General features: G+C 61.3%; 18 protein-coding genes. 8 read left to right on the top strand and 10 right to left on the bottom strand.

Annotated elements, in window-relative coordinates; translation table 11 throughout:
• Positions 1–119 precede the first annotated feature (119 nt).
• Positions 120–1,259, bottom strand: coding sequence for a methyltransferase (locus AC1L6K_RS09135; RefSeq protein ID WP_480952381.1), 1,140 nt, complete (start codon positions 1,257–1,259; stop codon positions 120–122).
• A 211-nt stretch (positions 1,260–1,470) separates the two neighbouring features.
• On the opposite strand from AC1L6K_RS09135, the gene AC1L6K_RS09130 reads away from it, so the two are divergent.
• From AC1L6K_RS09130 to AC1L6K_RS09120, 3 genes are all read left to right on the top strand, one after another.
• Positions 1,471–1,911, top strand: coding sequence for a MarR family winged helix-turn-helix transcriptional regulator (locus AC1L6K_RS09130; RefSeq protein ID WP_480952380.1), 441 nt, complete (start codon positions 1,471–1,473; stop codon positions 1,909–1,911).
• 82 nt (positions 1,912–1,993) lie between these two features.
• Positions 1,994–2,416: an organic hydroperoxide resistance protein gene (locus AC1L6K_RS09125; protein ID WP_480952379.1), complete on the top strand. Its 423-nt coding sequence runs from the start codon at positions 1,994–1,996 to the stop codon at positions 2,414–2,416.
• The gene (locus AC1L6K_RS09120; protein ID WP_480952378.1) at positions 2,409–2,888 is read left to right on the top strand and encodes a DoxX family protein; all 480 of its coding nucleotides are present in this window, start codon (positions 2,409–2,411) and stop codon (positions 2,886–2,888) included. The genes AC1L6K_RS09125 and AC1L6K_RS09120 overlap by 8 nt, the downstream gene beginning before the upstream one ends.
• 269 nt (positions 2,889–3,157) lie before the next feature.
• On the opposite strand, the gene AC1L6K_RS09115 is transcribed toward AC1L6K_RS09120, so the two are convergent.
• The 3 genes from AC1L6K_RS09115 to AC1L6K_RS09105 form a co-directional block, all read right to left on the bottom strand.
• Entirely contained in the window at positions 3,158–4,141 is a 984-nt protein-coding gene (locus tag AC1L6K_RS09115) for an ABC transporter permease subunit (RefSeq protein WP_480952377.1), read from the bottom strand.
• A gap of 1 nt (position 4,142) precedes the next feature.
• Positions 4,143–5,648 carry a sugar ABC transporter ATP-binding protein gene (locus AC1L6K_RS09110; protein ID WP_480952376.1) on the bottom strand — a complete coding sequence of 502 codons (1,506 nt, stop codon included), beginning with the start codon at positions 5,646–5,648 and terminating at the stop codon, positions 4,143–4,145.
• A 97-nt stretch (positions 5,649–5,745) separates the two neighbouring features.
• A complete protein-coding gene (locus tag AC1L6K_RS09105) occupies positions 5,746–6,705 on the bottom strand; it encodes an ABC transporter substrate-binding protein (protein WP_480952375.1) in 960 nt (319 codons plus the stop codon).
• A 200-nt stretch (positions 6,706–6,905) separates the two neighbouring features.
• On the opposite strand from AC1L6K_RS09105, the gene AC1L6K_RS09100 reads away from it, so the two are divergent.
• The 3 genes from AC1L6K_RS09100 (at position 6,906) to AC1L6K_RS09090 (ending at position 9,574) form a co-directional block, all read left to right on the top strand.
• A complete protein-coding gene (locus AC1L6K_RS09100) occupies positions 6,906–7,949 on the top strand; it encodes a LacI family DNA-binding transcriptional regulator (RefSeq protein ID WP_480952374.1) in 1,044 nt (347 codons plus the stop codon).
• Positions 7,946–8,944 carry a class I mannose-6-phosphate isomerase gene (locus AC1L6K_RS09095; protein WP_480952373.1) on the top strand — a complete coding sequence of 333 codons (999 nt, stop codon included), beginning with the start codon at positions 7,946–7,948 and terminating at the stop codon, positions 8,942–8,944. Before AC1L6K_RS09100 ends, AC1L6K_RS09095 begins: the two co-directional genes overlap by 4 nt.
• 420 nt (positions 8,945–9,364) lie before the next feature.
• The gene (locus tag AC1L6K_RS09090) at positions 9,365–9,574 is read left to right on the top strand and encodes a hypothetical protein (RefSeq protein WP_480952372.1); all 210 of its coding nucleotides are present in this window, start codon (positions 9,365–9,367) and stop codon (positions 9,572–9,574) included.
• 91 nt (positions 9,575–9,665) lie between these two features.
• Here the strand turns inward: AC1L6K_RS09090 and AC1L6K_RS09085 are convergent, their stop codons facing one another.
• On the bottom strand, positions 9,666–10,292 hold the full coding sequence (locus tag AC1L6K_RS09085; protein WP_480952371.1) for a TetR/AcrR family transcriptional regulator: 627 nt from the start codon (positions 10,290–10,292) through the stop codon (positions 9,666–9,668).
• A 65-nt stretch (positions 10,293–10,357) separates the two neighbouring features.
• Here AC1L6K_RS09085 and AC1L6K_RS09080 point away from each other — a divergent pair, with 65 nt between their 5' ends.
• Positions 10,358–11,842 carry a carotenoid oxygenase family protein gene (locus AC1L6K_RS09080; protein ID WP_480952370.1) on the top strand — a complete coding sequence of 495 codons (1,485 nt, stop codon included), beginning with the start codon at positions 10,358–10,360 and terminating at the stop codon, positions 11,840–11,842.
• A gap of 443 nt (positions 11,843–12,285) precedes the next feature.
• On the opposite strand, the gene AC1L6K_RS09075 is transcribed toward AC1L6K_RS09080, so the two are convergent.
• From AC1L6K_RS09075 to AC1L6K_RS09060, 4 genes are all read right to left on the bottom strand, one after another.
• Complete coding sequence (locus AC1L6K_RS09075; RefSeq protein WP_480952369.1) at positions 12,286–12,756, bottom strand: DUF4190 domain-containing protein; 471 nt, start codon at positions 12,754–12,756, stop codon at positions 12,286–12,288.
• 315 nt (positions 12,757–13,071) lie between these two features.
• Positions 13,072–14,049: a hypothetical protein gene (locus AC1L6K_RS09070; protein ID WP_480952368.1), complete on the bottom strand. Its 978-nt coding sequence runs from the start codon at positions 14,047–14,049 to the stop codon at positions 13,072–13,074.
• Entirely contained in the window at positions 14,033–15,262 is a 1,230-nt protein-coding gene (locus tag AC1L6K_RS09065; RefSeq protein ID WP_480952367.1) for a sensor histidine kinase, read from the bottom strand. Before AC1L6K_RS09065 ends, AC1L6K_RS09070 begins: the two co-directional genes overlap by 17 nt.
• 5 nt (positions 15,263–15,267) lie before the next feature.
• Complete coding sequence (locus tag AC1L6K_RS09060) at positions 15,268–15,939, bottom strand: response regulator transcription factor (protein WP_480952366.1); 672 nt, start codon at positions 15,937–15,939, stop codon at positions 15,268–15,270.
• A gap of 669 nt (positions 15,940–16,608) precedes the next feature.
• Between AC1L6K_RS09060 and AC1L6K_RS09055 the strand changes: the two genes are divergently transcribed.
• The gene (locus AC1L6K_RS09055) at positions 16,609–18,090 is read left to right on the top strand and encodes a hypothetical protein (RefSeq protein WP_480952365.1); all 1,482 of its coding nucleotides are present in this window, start codon (positions 16,609–16,611) and stop codon (positions 18,088–18,090) included.
• 296 nt (positions 18,091–18,386) lie between these two features.
• On the opposite strand, the gene AC1L6K_RS09050 is transcribed toward AC1L6K_RS09055, so the two are convergent.
• Positions 18,387–19,523, bottom strand: coding sequence for a D-alanine--D-alanine ligase family protein (locus tag AC1L6K_RS09050; protein WP_480952364.1), 1,137 nt, complete (start codon positions 19,521–19,523; stop codon positions 18,387–18,389).
• Between the last annotated feature and the right edge of the window lie 2 nt (positions 19,524–19,525).

The following is a 19,525-nucleotide window of genomic DNA, read 5'->3' as shown; positions in this document are numbered from 1 at the left end:
TACATTCCCCGCTACGGCAACCACCTGCTGCTGCGCTGGATGTGAACTCGAGGCAAGATTGTTCTCGCCGGCCACAATTCCCGCTTCGAACAACGAGACGCCTCCGCACACCAATGCTGTCAGGCTTTCGCGACCAGCTTCCACAATGAGGTGACTTCGCGTGAGCGTGCGGCAAAGAAGGGATCGGCACGGTCCATGGAGCGCGGGTGGCGGGGCTCGGTATCCAGCCTGTCCTTAATTTCGAGCCCGGCCTTATCGATCCATTGGAGAAGTTCTTCGCGTGAGCGCAGTCCCAGGTGTTCGGCCAGGTCCGAGATGATCAGCCAGCCCTCTCCCCCAGGCTCCAAATGCCCGGCCAGGCCCGCAATGAAAGCCTTGAGCATGCGGCTCTTGGGGTCATAGACGGCGTTGTCCAGCAAGGTGTTGGCGGTACCAGGCAGCCACGGCGGATTGCACACAACGAGCGGCGCCTTCCCGGCCGGGAACATGCTGACAAGCGTCGGCTCCACAATCGTGTCCAGGCCGAGGTTCGCCAGGTTTTCCTGCGCGCAGGCGATGGCCCTGGGCTCGGTGTCCGTGGCGATGACGCGCCGCACGCCGCGCTTGGCGAGAATGGCCGCCAGCACGCCGGTGCCGGTGCCGACGTCGAACGCCAGCTCCTTGGACGGCAGCTCAGCCTGGTCCACCAGTGCGAGGTACTCGCTGCGGATGGGCGCAAACGTCCCGTAATGCGGATAGATAAGAGCGTCGAGTTCCTGCACAAAGACGCCGTTGCGGCGCCACTCAAACGCACCAACGGCCCCGAGCACGTCCTGCAGCGGGGTGACAGTTGCCTCGGCGACGTCCCCGGCCGCGGCCAACCATGCCTCAGCGACATCCGGGGCCCGGCGCAGCGCCACGGCGGGACCCGGTTCCAGCGGAACCAGCAACAAGCCGAGCATCCTTGCCCGCTGTGTCCGGCCCTGGCGGTAGCGGTAGAACGCCTTGGCGACGTCCTCGCCGTCGTGCCTGGAAAAGGTGGGCAGGCGGCGGGCTATGGCCGAGAGCAGCTGGCGGGCATTGTGGTAGTCGCCCTGCCACAACATGGCCGTGCCCTGGGCAGCGAGGCGGTAGGCGTCGTCGGCGGTCAGGGAGTCATCCACCGCCTGCACGGTCTTGGGCGGGTTGGCACCACTGGCGGAAAACCAGCGGGCCGAATGCTCAGCATCACCCTGCGTCCAGCTCAGGGTGGGGGCTGGCTGCAATGGCACAGTGCTCATGGGCGAAGGGGCTCCTCGGGGGAATGCCGGCGGCCGGGAAATGCCCGGTCGCGCGGCAGAATACGTAAGGCCCCAGTTTAGCGCCTGCGGGACGGTTTCTTTTGGGTGGGCCCGCTTGGGGCTCTCCCCTTCCTCGGCCCGCATCCCTTGGTCCCCGGGCCTTCGGCAAATGTATATTGTGAACAACTAAGTTGTGTGCAATGATCTTCTTATGGCAATTGTCGATGAAATGGTGTGCTTTTCCCTCTACTCCGCGACCCGGGCAACCACGCGGGCCTATACGGAGCTGCTGGAACCCTGGGGCCTGACCTACACCCAGTACCTGGTGCTGGTGGTGCTCTGGGCAGAAGGGGACAAATCAGTCCATGAGCTCGGCGAGATGCTGCAGCTCGACTCCGGCACACTCTCCCCCCTCTTGCGCCGCATGGAGACGAAGCTCTTGATCGAGCGAAAGCGCATCCACGACGACAACCGGATAGTCACGATTTCCCCGAGTGCCAAGGCGGCAGAACTCCGCGGGGAGCTGTCCCACATCCCGTCCGCCATTGCACACGCCACCGGGTTGCCGGACATTGCGGCGGCCCGCGAGCTCATTGGCACCCTCCAGCGACTCACCGTCGCCATGCGCGGCATCACCGCAAGCAACAACTGAGCCTGATCAAAGTCAGCTCCACCCCAATCTCCGGACAGCGATGCTGTTTGGCTCCACCGAAAAACGTCGAAAGGCACCCATCATGAACGCTCTCTACACCGCAGAAGCACTGTCCACCGGCCAGGGACGGGAGGGACGCGTCGCCACCTCGGACGGGTCATTTGATGTGTCCATGACTCCGCCCAAGGAACTTGGCGGTTCCGGTGCCGGGACCAACCCCGAACAGCTTTTTGCCGCAGGATTCGCCGCATGTTTTCACTCGGCTCTGCACGCAGTGGCGCGCGGGCGGAAGATCAAGGTGGAGAACTCAACGGTGGGCGGCCGGGTGCAGATCGGGCACAATGACGAGGGCGGGTTCAAGCTGGCAGTCGAGCTGGAGGTCGTCATTCCCGAGTTGGAGCACGCGCTGGCCCAGGAACTCGCCGACGCCGCCCACCTCGTGTGCCCCTATTCCAATGCCACCCGCGGCAACATCGACGTCGCTGTGACAGTCTCCGATGACTGAGGCCCGCAGGGGATTCCTCGCCCGGCTCACGGAGGGGAAATTGGCAACCTCCAAGCCTCGGACCGCTCTGCGTGTGGTGTTGGGTGCCTTCCTCGCCTACGCGGGCATCAGCCATGTGACGGTTGCCCGCCAGGAATTCCAGGCCCAGGTTCCAAAGTTCGTGCCGCTCGATCCAGACTTTGTGGTGGTCGCTTCAGGCATTGCCGAAATGACCCTTGGGGCGGCCCTGATCTTCCTGGCCCGACGGCGCGTCCCGGTCGGCTGGATCGTGGCGCTGTTCTTTGTGGCGGTGTTTCCGGGCAACCTGGCCCAGTGGCTGCATGCACGCGACGGTTTTGGACTCGACACCGATTCCAAACGATTCGTCCGGCTGTTCTTCCAGCCGGCGCTGATTGCGGCTGTGCTGTGGTCCACCGGGGCATGGCGGGACCGGCCCCGCACCGTGGCACAGCAAACCAGGCCAACGTCGTAAGAACAAGCATGGGGCCTGGTTCCCGCGGGACCAGCTACACGCCGAGCATCCTCCCACGCTGCGTCCGACCCTGCCGGTAGCGGCCGAACGCCTAGGCGACGTCCCCGCCGTCGTACCTGGAAAAGGTGGGCCGGCGGCGGGGATTAAACGGCGCACGCCGCTTTTCGCCTGCCTTCCCTCTGCGTGCTGCAGGAAGGCCGGAGTGCGAAAAGCGGCGTGCGAGGGGCGACACGGTGGCGGGGGGAGTTTCCCGGACCGGCTGTCTGCGTTTAGGTCCGCTTCAAGTTCTTCAGTCCATCGATGCCGACTGCCAGAACGATGACCAGCCCCTTGACAACGAGCTGATAGAAGAACGGCACATTCATGAGCACCAGTCCGTTGCTCAGCACGCCAATGATCAGCGCCCCGATGAGGGTCCCCACGATGCGGCCGCGGCCGCCCGCGAGCGCGGTACCACCAAGAACCACGGCAGCAATCGCGTCGAGTTCATAGCCTTCGCCGGCCTTGGGCTGTCCGCTTTCAACACGGGCAGCGAAGATGATTCCGGCCAAACCGGCACAGGCGCCCATGATGAGGTAAACCCGCACGAGCGTCCATTTGACCTTGATACCTGCGAGCCTGGCGGCCTCTTTATTGCCACCAATGGCGTACACGTGCCGGCCGAATTTAGTGCGTTCCAGAATAAACCACAGGATTATGTATACGACCGCCATGAGAACTACCGGGGTGGGTATTCCGGCGATGGCACCGTTCCCGAGCCCGCGGAAGCCCAAATCACTGGCGATCAGGGGCTGGGCATCAGTGAGGGAGTACGAGAAACCACGAATGTAGGTCAACGCACCCAGGGTGATGATGAAGGCAGGGAGCCCCAGGTACGCAATGAGCGTTCCATTGATCAGCCCGGTGGCCGCCCCCACGATGATTCCGCCCAGGACGGCGACGATGGCCGGCGCTCCTGCGGTCCACAGCAAAACTGAGCTGACGCCTGTCAACGCAACTACCGAACCGACGGAAAGGTCGATGCCTCCCGTCAGGATGACCAACGTCATGCCGCCTGCAAGGATGGCGTTGATGGACACTGCACGCGCCACGTTGACAGCGTTGTCCAGGCTGACGAAGTTGGGTGCCATTACACCCATGAAGACCACGAGGAGGACCAGGACGCCCAGAATTCCAAATCGATCCCAGAGGTGGGCGATGTCCCGCCCCTGCCGGACCGGCACTGACACTTTGTTTATTTGAGTGGTTGTCATATCAATTTTCCCCCATGAGTTGGGTCTCGGAACGCCCGTCAGCTACTACGCCGGTGGCATACATCATTACGGACTGCTCTGTTGCTTCCTCGCGGCTGAATTCCTTGGCAATCCGGCCATCGTGAACCGCAAGGATCCGATCGCTAATTCCCAACGCTTCCGGCAGGTCTGAAGAAATCATCAGGACGGCAACCCCCTGGATCACCAAATCGTTGATGATGCGGTAAATCTCTTGCTTGGCACCAATGTCCACCCCCCGTGTCGGCTCATCCAAAATGAGCACCTGGGGTTGGACAATCAGCCAACGGGACAAAACGACCTTCTGCTGGTTGCCTCCGGAAAGCCCTGAAACCAGCTGGTTGATCGAGGTGCTCCGTACCCGAAGGGAATCAACTTCCTGGCTCACCGCTGTGCGAATCTTGTTTCGCAGGAGCCATCCGAAGGTGCTGAAACGGTCCAGGGTGCTCATTACCGCGTTGTCGCGGATGGACATGTCGAGGAACAGCGCCTGCTCTTTCCGGCTTTCCGGAAGTAGGCCAATCCTGTTGGCAATGGCATCTGCCGGTGAGTTGATCGCCGTCACTTTTCCGTGGAGGCTGACAGTTCCTCCGGATTTTGGGTCGGCACCGAAGATCATCCTGGCCATCTCGGTTCTTCCGGCTCCCACCAGGCCGACGAGACCGACTACTTCTCCGGCCCTGACGTCAAAGTCAACGGGGCCAATCTTCTTGCCGTCCGTCAATCCCTTTATGGAAAGGACAATTTCGCCTGAGGCACGGTTCTCATGAACATAGAGATTCTCGACGTCCCGGCCGACCATGCGGTTGACGATTTGCTCAGGCGTCACTTCTCCCCGATTGGTGGTGCTCACCCATTGGCCATCTCGAAGGACGGTGATTCGGTCGGAGAGCTTCCACACCTCCTCCATCCGGTGGCTGATGTAGGCAAGGGCCATGCCCTGGGACCGCATCTCGTCAACCAGCTCGAAAAGCCTGTCCGCTTCCGACTGTGACAGGGACGCCGTCGGTTCATCGAGCACCAGAATCTTGGCATTCTCAGCCACCGCCCGGGCAATTTCCACCATTTGCTGCATGCCGACGCTTAGGCCGCCAATCGGCTGGTCAACGTGGATGTTGGCGCCAATCCGGTCGAGTTTCTCGCGGGCTGAACGCCGCATTTGCCCCCGGTCGAGGATCCCGCCCTTGGTCGGTTCCTGCCCCAGCGCCAAATTCTCCGCAACGGTCATGTGCGGGACCGTGTTGAGCTCCTGGTGGATGATTGCGATGCCCTTTTGGAGTGCATCCCGGGGCCCCTGGAAAGTAACAGTCTCACCATTGAGCTCAATAGTTCCGTCGTCCGGCGTATACACACCGGAGAGAATCTTCATGAGCGTAGATTTACCCGCCCCGTTTTCGCCCATCAGGGCGTGCACTTCTCCGGCATGGAGTTCGAGATGGACGTTGTCCAGTGCCTTGGCTCCGCCAAACCTCTTACTTACACCGGTCATGCTCAGTATCGGTGGTCGTGTCATTGTCCTACTGCCTCACATCAATGAATTCGGGATTTAGGTGATGGGGTGCAAGCTGCACCCCACCACCAGGCCGCTACTTCCAGCCCTTGTAATCTGCCAGCTTGGCGCTGTCGACAATGTTGCTGGGCACGAGGACCAGCTCGCTGTCAAGCGTTTCTCCCTTGCGCAGCTTGACAGCCATTTCCAAGGCGGTTGATCCCAGAAGGTTGGGGTCCTGGGCCGCTGTGCCCTTGAACATGGAGCTGCTCTTTGACATTTCCGCCACAGCCTCGGGTGAGCCGTCCACGCCCGTAATGATGAGGTCTGTCTTTCCGGCCTGCTGTGCCGCCAGGTTGGCACCGAGGGCTGTTGGATCGTTGACTCCGAAGATGCCGACGATGTTCGGATTTGCAGTGATCATGTCGGTGGTCAGGGTCAGTGCCTTCTCCCGGCCATTGTCACCATTCTGCTGACCGACAACCTTGACATCAGGGTTTTTCGCCAGTGATTCTTCGCAACCCTTAACCCTGTCCTGGATGGAGGTGGTGGGGGTTCCATCAACGATCAGGATCTCGCCCTTGCCGCCGATTTGCTCGATCAAGCTGTCGCAGGCAATTCGTCCGGCCTGTACGTTGTCAGTCGTGACGGTGGCCTCGGAGTTCTTCGCCCCAACGTCAACTGCGACGACTGTGATGCCTGCGTCCCGGGCCCGCTTGACTGCCGGTCCGACGCCCTCGGAATCAACTGCGTTGATCAACAGGACGTCAACCCCTTGCTGGATGAACGCGTCGACCTGGTCATTCTGTGCGGCCAGGTCCTGGCGGCCGTCCTGCGCAGTGTAGGTGGCGCCCAATTTTTCTGCTGCTGCCTTGACACCGTTGTTCATTGAAGCAAAGAAGGGATTCCCCAAATCCTGCACCATCAGTCCCACTGACTTCACTTCGGTGCTTTTCGCACCTGAGCCGCCCGTATCGATTTGATCGGTGCAGGCTGTCAGGGACATGGCACCAATCGCCAGGATGCCGACGACGGCTGTACTTACACGTAGTTTCATTGCTTTCAATACTCCTTTGTAAAAATAAGCCAGCGAAAATTCCAACCCGTTGCTGCTGACGCCGCCGCCCGTTTCGAATTCGAAGGGCGGAGATCCGGCGTCGATGAGATCCCGAGACAACGTTGTCTGAACATACTATAGAGTGAAGACAACGTTGTCCAAGTCACATTTCTCAACTCAGCTTTTCGAAAAGGAGAACCTTGACCAAACCAGCCCTGCCCCCACGACGGCCGACCATGACTGATGTCGCAGCGTCCGCCGGCGTCAGTCTTAAAACCGTTTCGCGCGTCATAAACGGGGTCGAGACAGTCGATGAACAAATGGCGACGCGAGTGAGAGCGGCCGCAAAGGAATTGGGTTTTCGTGCCAACTTTGCTGCTTCCAGCCTGCGATCCGGAACGAGCACACGCACTATCGGCCTGTTGATCAAGGACCTCAGCAACGAGTACTACGGAACCATCGCCGCTGCCGTCACTGCTGTCGCGAAAGCGCACGGAACCCAAGTGATTACTACGGTTTCCGGCGAGGATCCTGCCGAAGAGATGGATGCCATCAATGATCTTTGCCGGCGCCGGGTGGACGGGCTCATCATCGTGCCGACCAACGGGGACCACAGTTCCCTCCAAACAGAAATTGATTTGGGCATTCCCATGGTCTTCATCGACCGCAGGCCAAACAATCTCGCCGCGGATACGGTGGTTCTGGATGATTATGCAGGCGCTTACGCCGCCACCCGGCAGCTGATCGAGTCGGGGCATGTCCGCATCAGCGTTCTCGTGGACACACTCAACATGGACACCATGCGGCTCCGCTTGGACGGCTTTCGCGCGGCGCTTGCGGACGGTGGCATGGAACCCGACGAATTGTTGGTTGGCCATGACGTCCACGGCCCCGACGAAGGTGCAGCGTTTACCCGTTCGATGCTTGGACTGCCCGATGCCCCAACAGCCTTCTTCTGTGGCAACAGCAGGTCGGCCATTGGTGCGTTGGCCACCCTGTGGGAGCAGCAAAGCAACGCCGCTTTGGTGTGTTTTGACGATTTCCGACTGTCCGGCCTCATGCCGCGCCCGATCACCATCATTAAATACGACACACATTTGCTGGGAACCTCTGCCGCCGAACTGCTCTTCAGAAGAATCGCCGGCGAAACCTTCCCCCCCGAAACCGTCGTCGTCCCAACGCAGATTGTTGAGCGTGGGATCAGCGCTGACGGCCACCGAAACCATCACCTAGGAAAACAATGACGCCCTTGCATTTACGCAGCAACCAACCCTCTGCCCGCTTTTACCAAGGTGGATCAAAGATTCGCTCTTTCCGCCCCGCCAGCGGGGTGGCAGCTCCGGGAGATCGAGTTCCCGAGGACTGGGTCGGGTCCACCACCACAATCTTCAACGAAAGCCCCACGGGCCTGACAACGCTCCCCGACGGAAGAGTCCTCAAGGAAGTAATCGAAGCCGACCCCCTGCACTGGCTCGGAGCGGATCATGTAGCCAAATACGGTGCCGACACGAAGCTTCTAGTCAAATTGCTCGACGCCGGACAGCGGTTGCCTGTCCATATCCACCCGGACCACTCCTTCGCCGCCCACCACCTGCAACGGGACCACGGAAAGGCCGAAGCCTGGTTCATACTTGACGCCGGCACCGTGCATCTTGGCTTTAACCGCGATGTCACCGCGACCGAACTGGCCGATTGGGTCGCGGGACAGAACGTTGACGCCATGCTTGCGGCCATGCACGCAGTTTCGGTGTCGCGAGGCGACAGCGTCTACGTTCCGCCAGGGCTCCCCCATGCAATCGGGGCCGGCGTCTTCCTGGTCGAGGTCCAGGAACCCGAAGACCTTTCGATTCTTTTGGAGTGGAAGGACTTCGCCATCGATGGTCCGGGCCAGGGTCACCTGGGCCTTGGTTTCGAAACAGCCCTGCAGGCGACGGACCGGAGCGGGCATTCCCCCAGCAAAATCAACGAGCTCATCGTCAGGCAAGGCAAGGAAGGGTCCACACTCGCGCCCGGAAGTGAAGAATATTTCCGCGCTGAAAGCCACGATGTGGCTGAACACCTGATCCTGGCACCGGGGTTCAGTGTCTTGATCGTTACGAGCGGTCAGGGCACCCTGACCTTGACGGATGCTTCTACGCTGCAACTCACCGAAGGTGACACCGTGTTGGTGGCCCACAGCGACGGGCCCGTGGAATTGACCGGACAATTGTCGATTGTCAGGTGCCAGCCTCCGGCGTGAGCGGGCCGCGGGGCAGGCTGTCTCGATCGTGTTGCCATCCATCTGACGGGAGAAAGAATCACTGCCGGTCATGTGGATGGCAGCACTCACAGTCTCGTCACCCACCGCTGTGTGTTGATCAGCAGGTTTCCGTTTGGCTGTCTCGAACTGAATGGTTCAGGCGGTGGCAGGGGTCAACAACTCGAAAAGAGTCAGTGAAATACTGGCCGAGTGATGAAAAAACCGGGACCTGCGAAAATGGCTGACTGCTGCCATTGATGCATCGGCGGTTGACTCAGGCTTCAGCCTCGACGCTTCCCAAATTGCCGTACGAAGCCGACTCTTGGACCTGGGCGAAGATTTATTTGCTCCTCGCCTACGCCGGTGGCGGGTCAGAAGCCTCTATCTGTGGGGTGAAGCGGGCACTGGGTGGTGCTGGACTTGCTGACTTTCGACAAAGCTGACCCAGAGGCCCAACAGCGACTCATCAACGTCATTGACATTCTTTGCGAATCAAATACACAAACGACGGTTGTTTCTTCTGCGTCAGCAAACGAATTCAGGGAAGGTGCCAAGCACCGCCCCGATGCCTTCAGAATGCTGAGCCGGCTGCAACTGCTGCAGAACATGCCTGCCGCAATCGCTGTGTAGAAGTGCGCGAGCGTTGCCGAAAAACCCACCGTGCCGGAATTCCAGACGTCGGTGCGCCGTGGCCAACTCCAACTCGGCGGTGAAAAGAGGCTCAATGTCCCATCGCTACCGGCACAGCCAGCAGTCGGGACAGGAGTGGATCCAGCACCAGTTCGGTGGTCCCGTCCTCGGCCCGGTAGATGCCGGCTATCTCCAACATCACGTAGCCGTGCAAGGCGCTCCAAACTTGGCCGGCCAAGTGCCGGGAATTCTCGCGCCGGATCAGTCCAGCGCCCATCACCCGGTCGAGGGCCTCGGCGAGGGCCGTGAACGTGTCTCTGCCGACGTCCATTTCTGCGCGGGACAGCCGGTATCCCCCTAGAGAGGCGCCGCCGAACATCACAGTGTAGAGATGCGGGAACTCCAGCGCATTCTCCCGGTATGCCCGACACAACCGGACAAGGTCGTCGAGCTCGTCGTCGGTGTGCTCGACGGCGGCCAGTCGCTCCCGAAGTCTCGCGAAGCCTTCGGCCACCAGCTCCCGGACCAGGGCGGGCATCCCGCCGAATTGAGTGTAGACCGCCATCGTCGACGTGGACGCCTCCGTGGCCAGCCGCCGTGCCGAGAGGGCTGTGGGGCCCTCCTCGCTGAGCAGCCGGGCGGCCACTTCCAGCAACTTCCAGCGGACTCCGGAGGCCAAACCGGAAGTGGGCGCAGAGGATTCTGATGGAGAGTTCATGGTTGACAGTATTGCATAACAGCGTTATACCTGAACCTATAACACTGTTATTGGAGGATGTTGACATGACGAATCGCTATCTTCAAGGAAGCCTTGCTCCCGTCAGCGAGGAGCACACCGCGACAGACTTGCCCGTGACCGGAGAAATACCTGCCAATCTCGACGGTCGTTACTTGCGGATAGGGCCAAACCCGGTGCTCGATCCAGGAGACAGCTATCACTGGTTCCTCGGCGACGGCATGGTTCACGGCGTCCGCATTGCCGAGGGCCAGGCCAAGTGGTACCGCAACCGCTATGTCCGGTCCGCCCACGTCACCGACGCGCTCGGTGAGCCCCGGACGCCCGGCAGCGGCAAGCCCGGTGACTTCGCGGCGAATACCAATGTGCTCGAGCACGCCGGACGCACACTGGCATTGGTTGAGTCCGGTTCCCCGCCCTATGAACTCACTGGGGAGTTGGACACCGTCGGGCCGTGTGACTTCGGCGGCACCCTAACCGGCCCAATGCAGCGCGGCGGCTACACAGCCCACCCGCACGAGGATCCATCGACCGGGGAACTGCATGCGGTGTCTTACAACTGGCTCCGAGGCAACCGGGTCAACTACTCGGTCCTCGGCACCGACGGCCTGATCCGGCGCTCGGTCGACGTCCAGGTCGGTGGCAGCCCGATGATGCACGACTTCGCACTGACCGAGCACTATGTGGTGCTCTACGACCTGCCGGTTGTCTTCGACACGTCGATAGTCACACGCACGATGCCACGACTGATGCGGCTGCCTGCGCGTCTCATGATGAGCCGGCTGATCGGGAAGAACCCGCTGCCGGACAAGGTGATTGACGGGATTGCACGCGGAGCGGCCACCGGCGGCGAACAAGCCCCGAGCGTGCTGCCCTACTCCTGGGACCCGAAATACCCCGCCCGGATCGGGCTGCTGCCGCGTGACGGCGGGAGTGAGGACGTGCGCTGGTTCGAGATCGAGCCCTGCTTTGTCTTCCACACCCTCAACGCCTACGAGGAGGGGCCACCCGATGCTCCACTCAGCGTGACCATTGACGTCATCCGGCACGACAGGATGTTCGCCACCGACCTGCACGGTCCAAACGAGGGGCCCTCGACACTGACCCGATTCACGATCGACCTTCTGGCCGGCAAGGTGCGCGAGGAGCAGTTCGACCAGCAGTCGCAGGAGTTCCCGCGGATCGACCAGCGGGTGACTGGATCCCGTCACCGCTATGGTTACGCGGTCGGCTTCGAGCGCGCCCTCGGAGGCGACGGCGTGATCAAGCACGACCTCGTCGCCGGCACTTCCAAGGTCCGCCGACTCGGTACGGGCCAGGAGGCCGGTGAGTTTTGTTTTGTGCCACTGTCCGACGCCTCCGCGGAGGACGAGGGCGTACTGATGGGCTATGTCCTCGACCGGGCAAGCGACCGGAGCGACCTTGTGCTGCTTGACGCACAGACCCTCGACGACGTCGCCCGGGTGCACCTTCCGGGTCGAGTGCCCGCAGGGTTCCACGGCAACTGGACACCTGCCGGCGCCGGCCGATGACGCAACCCTCGAACGCCCACACAGCTACGGGAAACCTGACTGATCAATAGTCAATCCACGGAACGGCCATCATGCAAGGACGGAGTGGCTGTTGGGAGCCGTGATCAACAGGACTCCGCCTCAACCGCCATTCCCAACCGTGAACCAAGCTGCAGTCTGAATCAACAGCCGTAATTGGCGAACACCAGACTCCAGCGAACAGTGACTGCGTCTGGAGCTCGCAGGCGCCGACCTGCAATGAGCCCTCCCCTTTACTGCAGGAGCGTTGCCGAAAAAGCACCCATATCTGCGCGAGCGTTGGTATTGGGGCTAGCGGAGGCCGGAAAGACGGTCATCCAGGCTCCCTCAGCGAACACAAGATCGGTGACCTGCGCAGCCACGGCATCACTGCCTCCAACCATCTTGCCGTCAGCCTGCACTGAGCTTGGGCTCTACCTCGGTTTCTAGCGCACAAATAGGGTGAGAAACCAGATGATAACTAGCGTTGAAACAAGAACCTGAGCGTAGCCGATTGTCATCGCGGCCAGCGCTAACTTGTCCCCGCCACCCCCAGTTTGCGAAATTTGGCTCCGTGCAATGTGTCCCATAACTACCGCGGGAACGGCCAGCCCCGATACGCAGGCGGCGCAGAGGGCAATGATCGACAAAACGTTCTTCTGGTTGGCTGCCTCTGGGCCGACTTTCGGTTTGGTCGGCGGCTCAGGAGGCATGAAGGCAGCAAGCCATAGGAACCCGGCAAGGGAGACCCCCAAGCTTGCCATGGCAAAATACCCGTTGCCTGTCAAGAAGCCAAACATCGTAGAAACGACGATAATTGCAAGCGCAACACCAGCAAAGATTCCCTGGTCAATTGTTGACATCGGCACACGGGGAACGGATGAAAGCTTGACTTCTTCCGTTAGCAAGTCGGACATCTCTACCTCGAATTTTTAGTGGCGGTCAGGGTGCGAAGTCGTCTAGTCGAAAGCTTCATGGGTTCCTGAAGGGGTAGCACCGGACGGTTTGGTGATCAACGCTGCGGCTGCGAGAGCTTTCCAAGACGCTAACACTCGGCACGCTAGCTCTTTGCTGCCTCCTAGGCAGATCCAGCAATCTGTCCCCCAAATGGGTGACAACCAGCTCAAGCCCACAGGATTCCAGTAGAGATTGGGCAACATAGTTGGTGATTTTGCGCAAGCCGAGATCTGGATTATACGGGTCGAATACCCCGCCATTCTTGGATTAGCTACCTATGACAGCTCCACGTAAATCTCATCCTGTGGCGCGGTTTCATCAAAGGCGAGAATGGTCACCTGTGGCTGCTCGCCCACAGGCAGGGCGCGGGCACGGACGGCCCCCGATGTAGCCTGGTTTAGGATCTCCACGAGCTGCTTATGCGCACGGTCCAGGATGGGCTGCGGCAGGGGCGACTTCCTGTCATCGAGCAGGTCCACCTTCACTCCACGCTGCCGCGCTGCCCGCCCGGCCTGCAGGACCTCCTCCGTGGCCAGCCCCCGGCCGCGGATCTGGTCCCGCAGCTCTGCCTCAAGCAGCACCAGGTCCTTGCGCTGCTCCTCGCTCAGATTGCCCTGCGCGATGGTCTCCAGCGCGGGTCGTGCCCGTTCCTCCAGCTCGCGCATCCACTGGTCGCGGTAGAGATTGCGGGCGTGTTCGCGCGCCAGCCGCCTGGCCGATTCGTTGCTCTGGGCGGTGAACGCCTCGATGTTGGCGCGGCTGCGCCCCAGCATGACCTGCACGGCTGTGGCGATCACCATCCACATGACCGGCGTCAGCACCAGCGCCAGCGCATCCACCAACGACAGCCCATGCGCCCTCGACGCCGTAAAGTCCAGCACCGCGAACAGTCCCATGCCCAGCCACGCCAGCCGCAACCGGTTCCTGAACGTCATGGCCACCAGCAGCATCTGGATTGCCCCTGCCTGCCACGCCGCATAGCCCGGATGAATGCCCTCAGGCAGAACGCCGGTCACCATCACGTCCATAAGCACGACGCCGGCCACCACACCCCACGCTGCTGGCAACGGAAGCGTATGTTGCTCTGTTTGCCAGCAGATTACTGCCACGAGTGCCAGGCAGATGGCCATCGCTGCCACTGCGGGCCCTGTTGCCGTGACCTTGTGCAGGTTTGCCAGCCCCATGACGACGTGAGCCACGGGCATCGGGATGGCGAAGGCCAGGACGAGCCACCCGTTAATTGTGCGGTCCATGTGCCCCTCCGTTCCACGTCAGCGTGACTGTTGTGCCATCGATGCCGTCAATGTCGGCATGCCCGCCGGCGGCGCGCATGCGCTCCAGAATCGAAATCCGAACCCCCATACGTTCCATGGGGATTTCCGTGAGGTCGAAGCCAGGACCGGTGTCTGTAACTATCACTTGGACCTCTCGCTCCGTCACTGTGATCTTGACTCGAACGACGGAGCCGGTGGCATGCTCGGCGGCATTGCGTACGGCCTCGGTGGCTGCCTGATGCAACGCGCCTGCCACCAGGATCGGAATCTGCTCCGGAGACTCCTCCCCCTCGGCTGCCCTCCCCAGCTCCAGCTCAACACCATGGCCGACCACGGCGGCCTGCATCCTGCTCAGCCACTCGCCGATGGTGAGGAAACCGTCGTCGGAGGTCTCAGCGTCGTGCTTCACCACCTCAAGCTGGGCAAGTGCCTCAGTGGCCGCACGGCCGGCGGCATCCTCAACCTCGCGGGTGCGGGCTTGGGCGGCGACGATGAGCGTGCTGAGAATGATGTCGTGGGTGAGCGCGTCGAGGCGCATGCGTTCCATTGACTCGGCCTCGGAGCGGGCGGCATCGGCGAACTTTGCCACGGCGTCTTCAGCGGCCTGGTCCTGCTGGCGGACGGCGCGGCGCAGGGCCCAGATTGGGGCGACGATCACCGACGTCATGGCTATGGTGAGCAGCGCATCCTGCCAGGAATCTGCCCACAGTCGCGTGGATCCGGCCGGCAGGAGCGGGATGATGAGGACTAGCACGGAGAACAGCAGGCCGTAGAGGGTGGCGGCCTTGATGTTGCGGGCGACGGCGGCGAGGCCCACCCCGGCGCCAGCGATGCCCCACGACCAGGGGCGGGCGTCGGGGCTCAGTCCGTTGCCGATCAGGCCCAGATGCCACAGCAGGAAGCCGAGGAGGATCATCCACGCGACGATGCCGGCGAATGTCCTTCTTAGTTCTCCGCGTTTGGTGGGGATCATGGTCGCGAGCGTAAGGGTTGGGATCAGGCAGACGAAAAGTGCGTAACCGAGTCCCATCCGGCGGCCGCCGGTTTGAAGGAGGTCGGGCAGGGCCAGGGCGACCAGCACCAGGGCGAATGCGCCGATGCTGCGGGCCAGGACTATTTCCGTGAGTTCGACGGTGTTGGGTTTGGTCGTTGCTGTCGTTGTCTTGGCGATCTGGTGGCGGGTGATGGTCATGTGGTCTACAGAAGTTCGCCTGCGGAAATGACGCCGTCTTCCATGGCGCGGTGGTAGAGCTCCAGTTTGGTGGGCGCGTAGCGGCCGGCTGCAGCGTACTTTTCCCGGATGCGTTTGATGTTGGTGCCGACGGTGTTAGCGGAGATGTTCATCCTGGCGGCGATCTGGCCCCGGGTGAAACCGGTCGCGTAGAACTTCAACGTTTCACGTTCGCGTTCGCTGAGTTCTGCGGCGATAAAACCGGGGTCCGAAGAGATTGCGACCGCCAATTCCTGGTTGTCAATGGTTTGCCCCGCAGCAACTCGCCTGACGAGTTCCAGCGTGTGGCGGATTTCCTCGGCCTTGCGGGAGATCCCGGATGCTCCCGCGGCGAGTGCTTCTCGGATGGCGCCCGAATTGTCGCCAAGGCTGAAAACCAGGACAGGATAACCGGCGGCGAGGACGGCCCTGACATTGTCTCCGGACCCCGATCCGTCGGAGAGCGAGAGGTCCAGGACCACGACGTCGAACATGTTGGGACGGCCGTTTTGCAGGAGCTGTTTGACGGTTGCTGCCTCGCCGATAACCATGACTGGCTCTCTGGATATTTTGGCATCCAGTGCGGCGCCGGCAGCGAACCCAATGCGCACCACTTCGTTGTCATCGACAATACCCACGCGAATGACTCTTTGTGCCATACCGGACTCCCTTATGCTGTGTAATGCACAGCATAAGGGTGGGGGTGGGTTCTTGTGGATTTGATGCTGCTGTTCGCGCAAAGGTTACGGGAGCTGTCGCGGGTTCAGCCGTCGACACCGGCTGAACCCACCGGAACTTACCCTCTTCAGTATTTTCCTTTCAGGGCACTTCAACGAGTGCCTCGCCGCAAGGTTGCACGAGGTCTGGGTCCGCAACGAGGCGGCATTCGCCTCCCTGGTCGGAGTGAATCCCATATCCGTTTCCTCGGGGAACGAAGTTAGTTGGGCGCGCCGTGGCTGACCCAACTAGATTCACAGGGAGAAGTTGTTGGTATACGAGTAAAGGCGAGCCGGCAGCTAAGGCATCATGTAGTTCATCCTTGAGCTCGACCAAGAGCAACCCAACGATGAACATCCCGGCGCCCGCTCCGCCTGGGTCACCGCATCGCCCAGGGAACCGAATCCGGTGACCAGACCGTTCGTCGGGGAGCGTTGCGCAGAGCGCGGAATCACGTGATGTGCTGCTATGACTGTCCCCTCTTTGGGTGACAGCCATAGTCTGGACACCCTTTTCCCCCGATAGTAGCTCCGGTGCTGGCTACCATCGGTACGACGACGGACACAGAACCTGCGCCGCGGGAACCTTGTCGAAACTTCCTGGGGAGAAAAATGAAAACTACTGCCTATAAGGCTCCGACGGGGCCTCGCCGTGACCCACAGGCATTGCTTTCACTGGTGGCTGTCATGGGATTGGTGTTGACGGGGTGCGCCAGCGGTACACCTCAGTCTGTCCCAGAGGTAGCCGTTCCGGTGGAATCAGAAGTCTCGGCAGCGCCCTTGGCAACGGAGAGCCCGGAACCGACCGGGGTTCCTCCTGCCTTCCCGTCAAGACTGGACGAACTGACACTAACCGATGCCGGAGCCTTAAGCTCGGGAGACGAGGAGTTCACCGCAAGCACGACGTCGGTACTCGTTAACAAGCGGGTAGTTGAAGCCTCCTGGGGGAACAACCGGGGTCAATTTGAATGGCAGCTGTTCTCGAATCGCGATGTAGGCCCCGTGCCGATCATTTTCGAGGCAGCCTCGGACGCGGAGTTGCTCAACTCGACCGCCGGAATTCAACAAGACCCAGAATCTGACATCGCAGGGGTTTTTGGCAACCACATCCGTACCAAGAGCAGCGGCCTAAACCCCGCCAGCAACACCGTTGAGCTTCATTCATTCGGTTACGACGGAGCAGAGCTGCAAGTGATTGCACTGCCTGATCTAGTCAGCAGCGAGCCCGGGGATTACGACAGAGTCCAGGGTATATCCGTTTGGCAGAATTCGGCAGCGGTTTTCGGAGAGTTCGGTGGGCAGGGCGTGATTGTTGGCGTCAGTCTCGATTCTGGTCAGCAAACCTGGAAGAGGACTTGCGGAGAAGACGAGGATACGAGCGACGGGATCATCTCTGGAGAAACGTCGGTCGTGGCATACCGGTGCGGTGACGTTACTTTCGGCATCTCAATCATCGACGGTGAAGAGAAGTGGCAGACGTCAGGGGGGCCCGAGCCGGTTTCATTGACGATCGGCGACGGAGGGCTCGATAGGCAGCTGGGCGCACCGTTCGGAACTCGTGCACTGGTTTCGGGCTGGGGCGGAAACGCCCAAGGAATGATCGACCTCGAAAATGGATCAGCGACGTGGGGCGAAGGCTCGCTATTGGATCCCATTGCGGGCCTTGCCGTCTACCAATTTGCACAGGGCGAACTTTACGAGAGCGACTGGCCGGACACGAAGGAAGTGGTGTCAGTACAGGATCTCAAGACGGGGGAAACCGTCTATTCTATCGATGCCGGCACAGTGCGAAAGTTCGGAAGCCTAAACCTACTTGGAGCTGTCGACGGGCGCCTATGGATTTGGACTCCGGATGGCCCCGACGTGATCGATGCTAGAACAGGTGAGCAAGACGTACTCGCTCCTGCCAAGACGGAAGGATTCCAGCACAGCGTGAATGTGCCCATTTTCGCCGGTTCCACGTGGGTTCTCTTTGCCAGCACTAACGGAAACGGCGAGACAACCCCTTCATCACTGCTCCGGGACCCCTCAGGTAGCATTTCCGCAGCTGACTTTCCGGTCACTCAAGTGAATGGCTTGAGCCAAACGCCGTAGCCCGTTTAGCAAGCGTGGCCGGCTGCCCGCATTTCTCAGGCTTCGAATGCGGCCGCAACGCACCCCTGCGGCCCGAGGCCTCCTCGAATTCAGACTTGCTGAGCTGGCCCCGTGAACCTGCCACCACGGCTGCGCACGTTTGCTTGAGGCAACAGGGGGACTATTGAGCTGGTCCGCAAGTCTGCTCGCAACGCACCGAGCTGCAGCGGACCTTCGCCACTACTGCAACCATTACTGCGCGAGCGTTGCCGAAAAAACCACCAGAGCTGCGAGAGCGTTGGGGTTGATAGTTGGGGCTAGCGGAGGCCGACTTTTCTTTGCAGGGCCAGCTGAATAAGTTCGTCGATCAAGTCCGCGTACGGCAGGCCCGAGGCCTCCCACATCTGCGGGTACATGGAGCTCGGCGTGAAGCCGGGCATCGTGTTGATCTCGTTGATGATCAGCTCGCCGGCGGCCGTGTAGAAGAAGTCGACCCTGGAAAGGCCCTCGGCCCCCACAGCATCAAACGCCAGGGCGGCCTGCTCCTGGATGCGTGCGACATCGGCTTCGGGCATGTCCGCCGGGCAGCTGAGGTTCACGGCATTGCCCTGAACATACTTGGCCTCGAAGTCGTAAAAGGCGTGGTGCGCACCGTCGACCATGGCGATTTCGCCCGGCAGTGACACGCGGGGGGCGTCGCTCCCCCGGCCTTCAAGGACGGCAATCTCAATCTCGCGGCCCACGATCCCGGCCTCGATGACGAGCTTGAGGTCATGCCTGCGGGCGTCGGCAATGGCCGCATCGAGCGTGTCGAGCGAGTCAACCTTGGAGATGCCCATGGAGGAGCCGGCGCGGGCCGGCTTGACGAACACGGGGAAGCCCAGCGCCGCCACGCGTGCGCGCACCTTGGCAGGATCCAGCGTCCACTCGCGGTCCGTCACGGCTACGTACGGCCCAACGGCCAGCCCGGCAGACTCAAACACCACCTTCATGAAGTGCTTGTCCATGCCGATGGCCGACGCCAGCACACCCGCACCCACGTAGCGGGTGTCGCTGAGCTCGAGCAGGCCCTGGATGGTGCCGTCCTCGCCCCACGGACCGTGCAGCAGCGGGAACACGACATCCACGGCACCGAGTTCCTCGGGCACCTTGGCCGCCTCGGACACCACCAGCTGGTGGCCGCCGCCCAGGTGCGACAGTGAAACGGTGGCGTCCCCCGCAGCGACCTCCGGCAGGGCACCTTCCTTCAGGGACCAGGCTGCGATGTCTTCGCCGGCCAAAACCCACTGGCCGTTCTTCGCAATGCCGATCGGGACGACGTCGTACTTGGTCCTGTCAATGGCACCCAGCACCCCGGCGGCCGTGACACAGCTGACGGCATGCTCGCTGGAGCGCCCGCCAAAGAGAATGGCGACGCGGATGGGCACAGCTGTGGTGGGGGAATCGGTAGTCACGC

This window comes from Specibacter sp. BI4, assembly GCF_056680095.1.
The sequence above is the reverse complement of the archived record's forward strand: the minus strand, read 5'-3'. Positions and strand labels throughout refer to the sequence as shown.

Excerpts from the sequence above, each read along its gene's own strand:
- AC1L6K_RS09135 (WP_480952381.1), bottom strand. The coding sequence starts at position 1,259 with ATGAGCACTGTGCCATTGCAGCCAGCCCCCACCCTGAGCTGGACGCAG.
- AC1L6K_RS09130 (WP_480952380.1), top strand. The coding sequence starts at position 1,471 with ATGGCAATTGTCGATGAAATGGTGTGCTTTTCCCTCTACTCCGCGACC.
- AC1L6K_RS09125 (WP_480952379.1), top strand. The coding sequence starts at position 1,994 with ATGAACGCTCTCTACACCGCAGAAGCACTGTCCACCGGCCAGGGACGG.
- AC1L6K_RS09120 (WP_480952378.1), top strand. The coding sequence starts at position 2,409 with ATGACTGAGGCCCGCAGGGGATTCCTCGCCCGGCTCACGGAGGGGAAA.
- AC1L6K_RS09115 (WP_480952377.1), bottom strand. The coding sequence starts at position 4,141 with ATGACAACCACTCAAATAAACAAAGTGTCAGTGCCGGTCCGGCAGGGG.
- AC1L6K_RS09110 (WP_480952376.1), bottom strand. The coding sequence starts at position 5,648 with ATGACCGGTGTAAGTAAGAGGTTTGGCGGAGCCAAGGCACTGGACAAC.
- AC1L6K_RS09105 (WP_480952375.1), bottom strand. The coding sequence starts at position 6,705 with ATGAAACTACGTGTAAGTACAGCCGTCGTCGGCATCCTGGCGATTGGT.
- AC1L6K_RS09095 (WP_480952373.1), top strand. The coding sequence starts at position 7,946 with ATGACGCCCTTGCATTTACGCAGCAACCAACCCTCTGCCCGCTTTTAC.
- AC1L6K_RS09085 (WP_480952371.1), bottom strand. The coding sequence starts at position 10,292 with ATGAACTCTCCATCAGAATCCTCTGCGCCCACTTCCGGTTTGGCCTCC.
- AC1L6K_RS09080 (WP_480952370.1), top strand. The coding sequence starts at position 10,358 with ATGACGAATCGCTATCTTCAAGGAAGCCTTGCTCCCGTCAGCGAGGAG.
- AC1L6K_RS09075 (WP_480952369.1), bottom strand. The coding sequence starts at position 12,756 with ATGTCCGACTTGCTAACGGAAGAAGTCAAGCTTTCATCCGTTCCCCGT.
- AC1L6K_RS09070 (WP_480952368.1), bottom strand. The coding sequence starts at position 14,049 with ATGGACCGCACAATTAACGGGTGGCTCGTCCTGGCCTTCGCCATCCCG.
- AC1L6K_RS09065 (WP_480952367.1), bottom strand. The coding sequence starts at position 15,262 with ATGACCATCACCCGCCACCAGATCGCCAAGACAACGACAGCAACGACC.
- AC1L6K_RS09060 (WP_480952366.1), bottom strand. The coding sequence starts at position 15,939 with ATGGCACAAAGAGTCATTCGCGTGGGTATTGTCGATGACAACGAAGTG.
- AC1L6K_RS09055 (WP_480952365.1), top strand. The coding sequence starts at position 16,609 with ATGAAAACTACTGCCTATAAGGCTCCGACGGGGCCTCGCCGTGACCCA.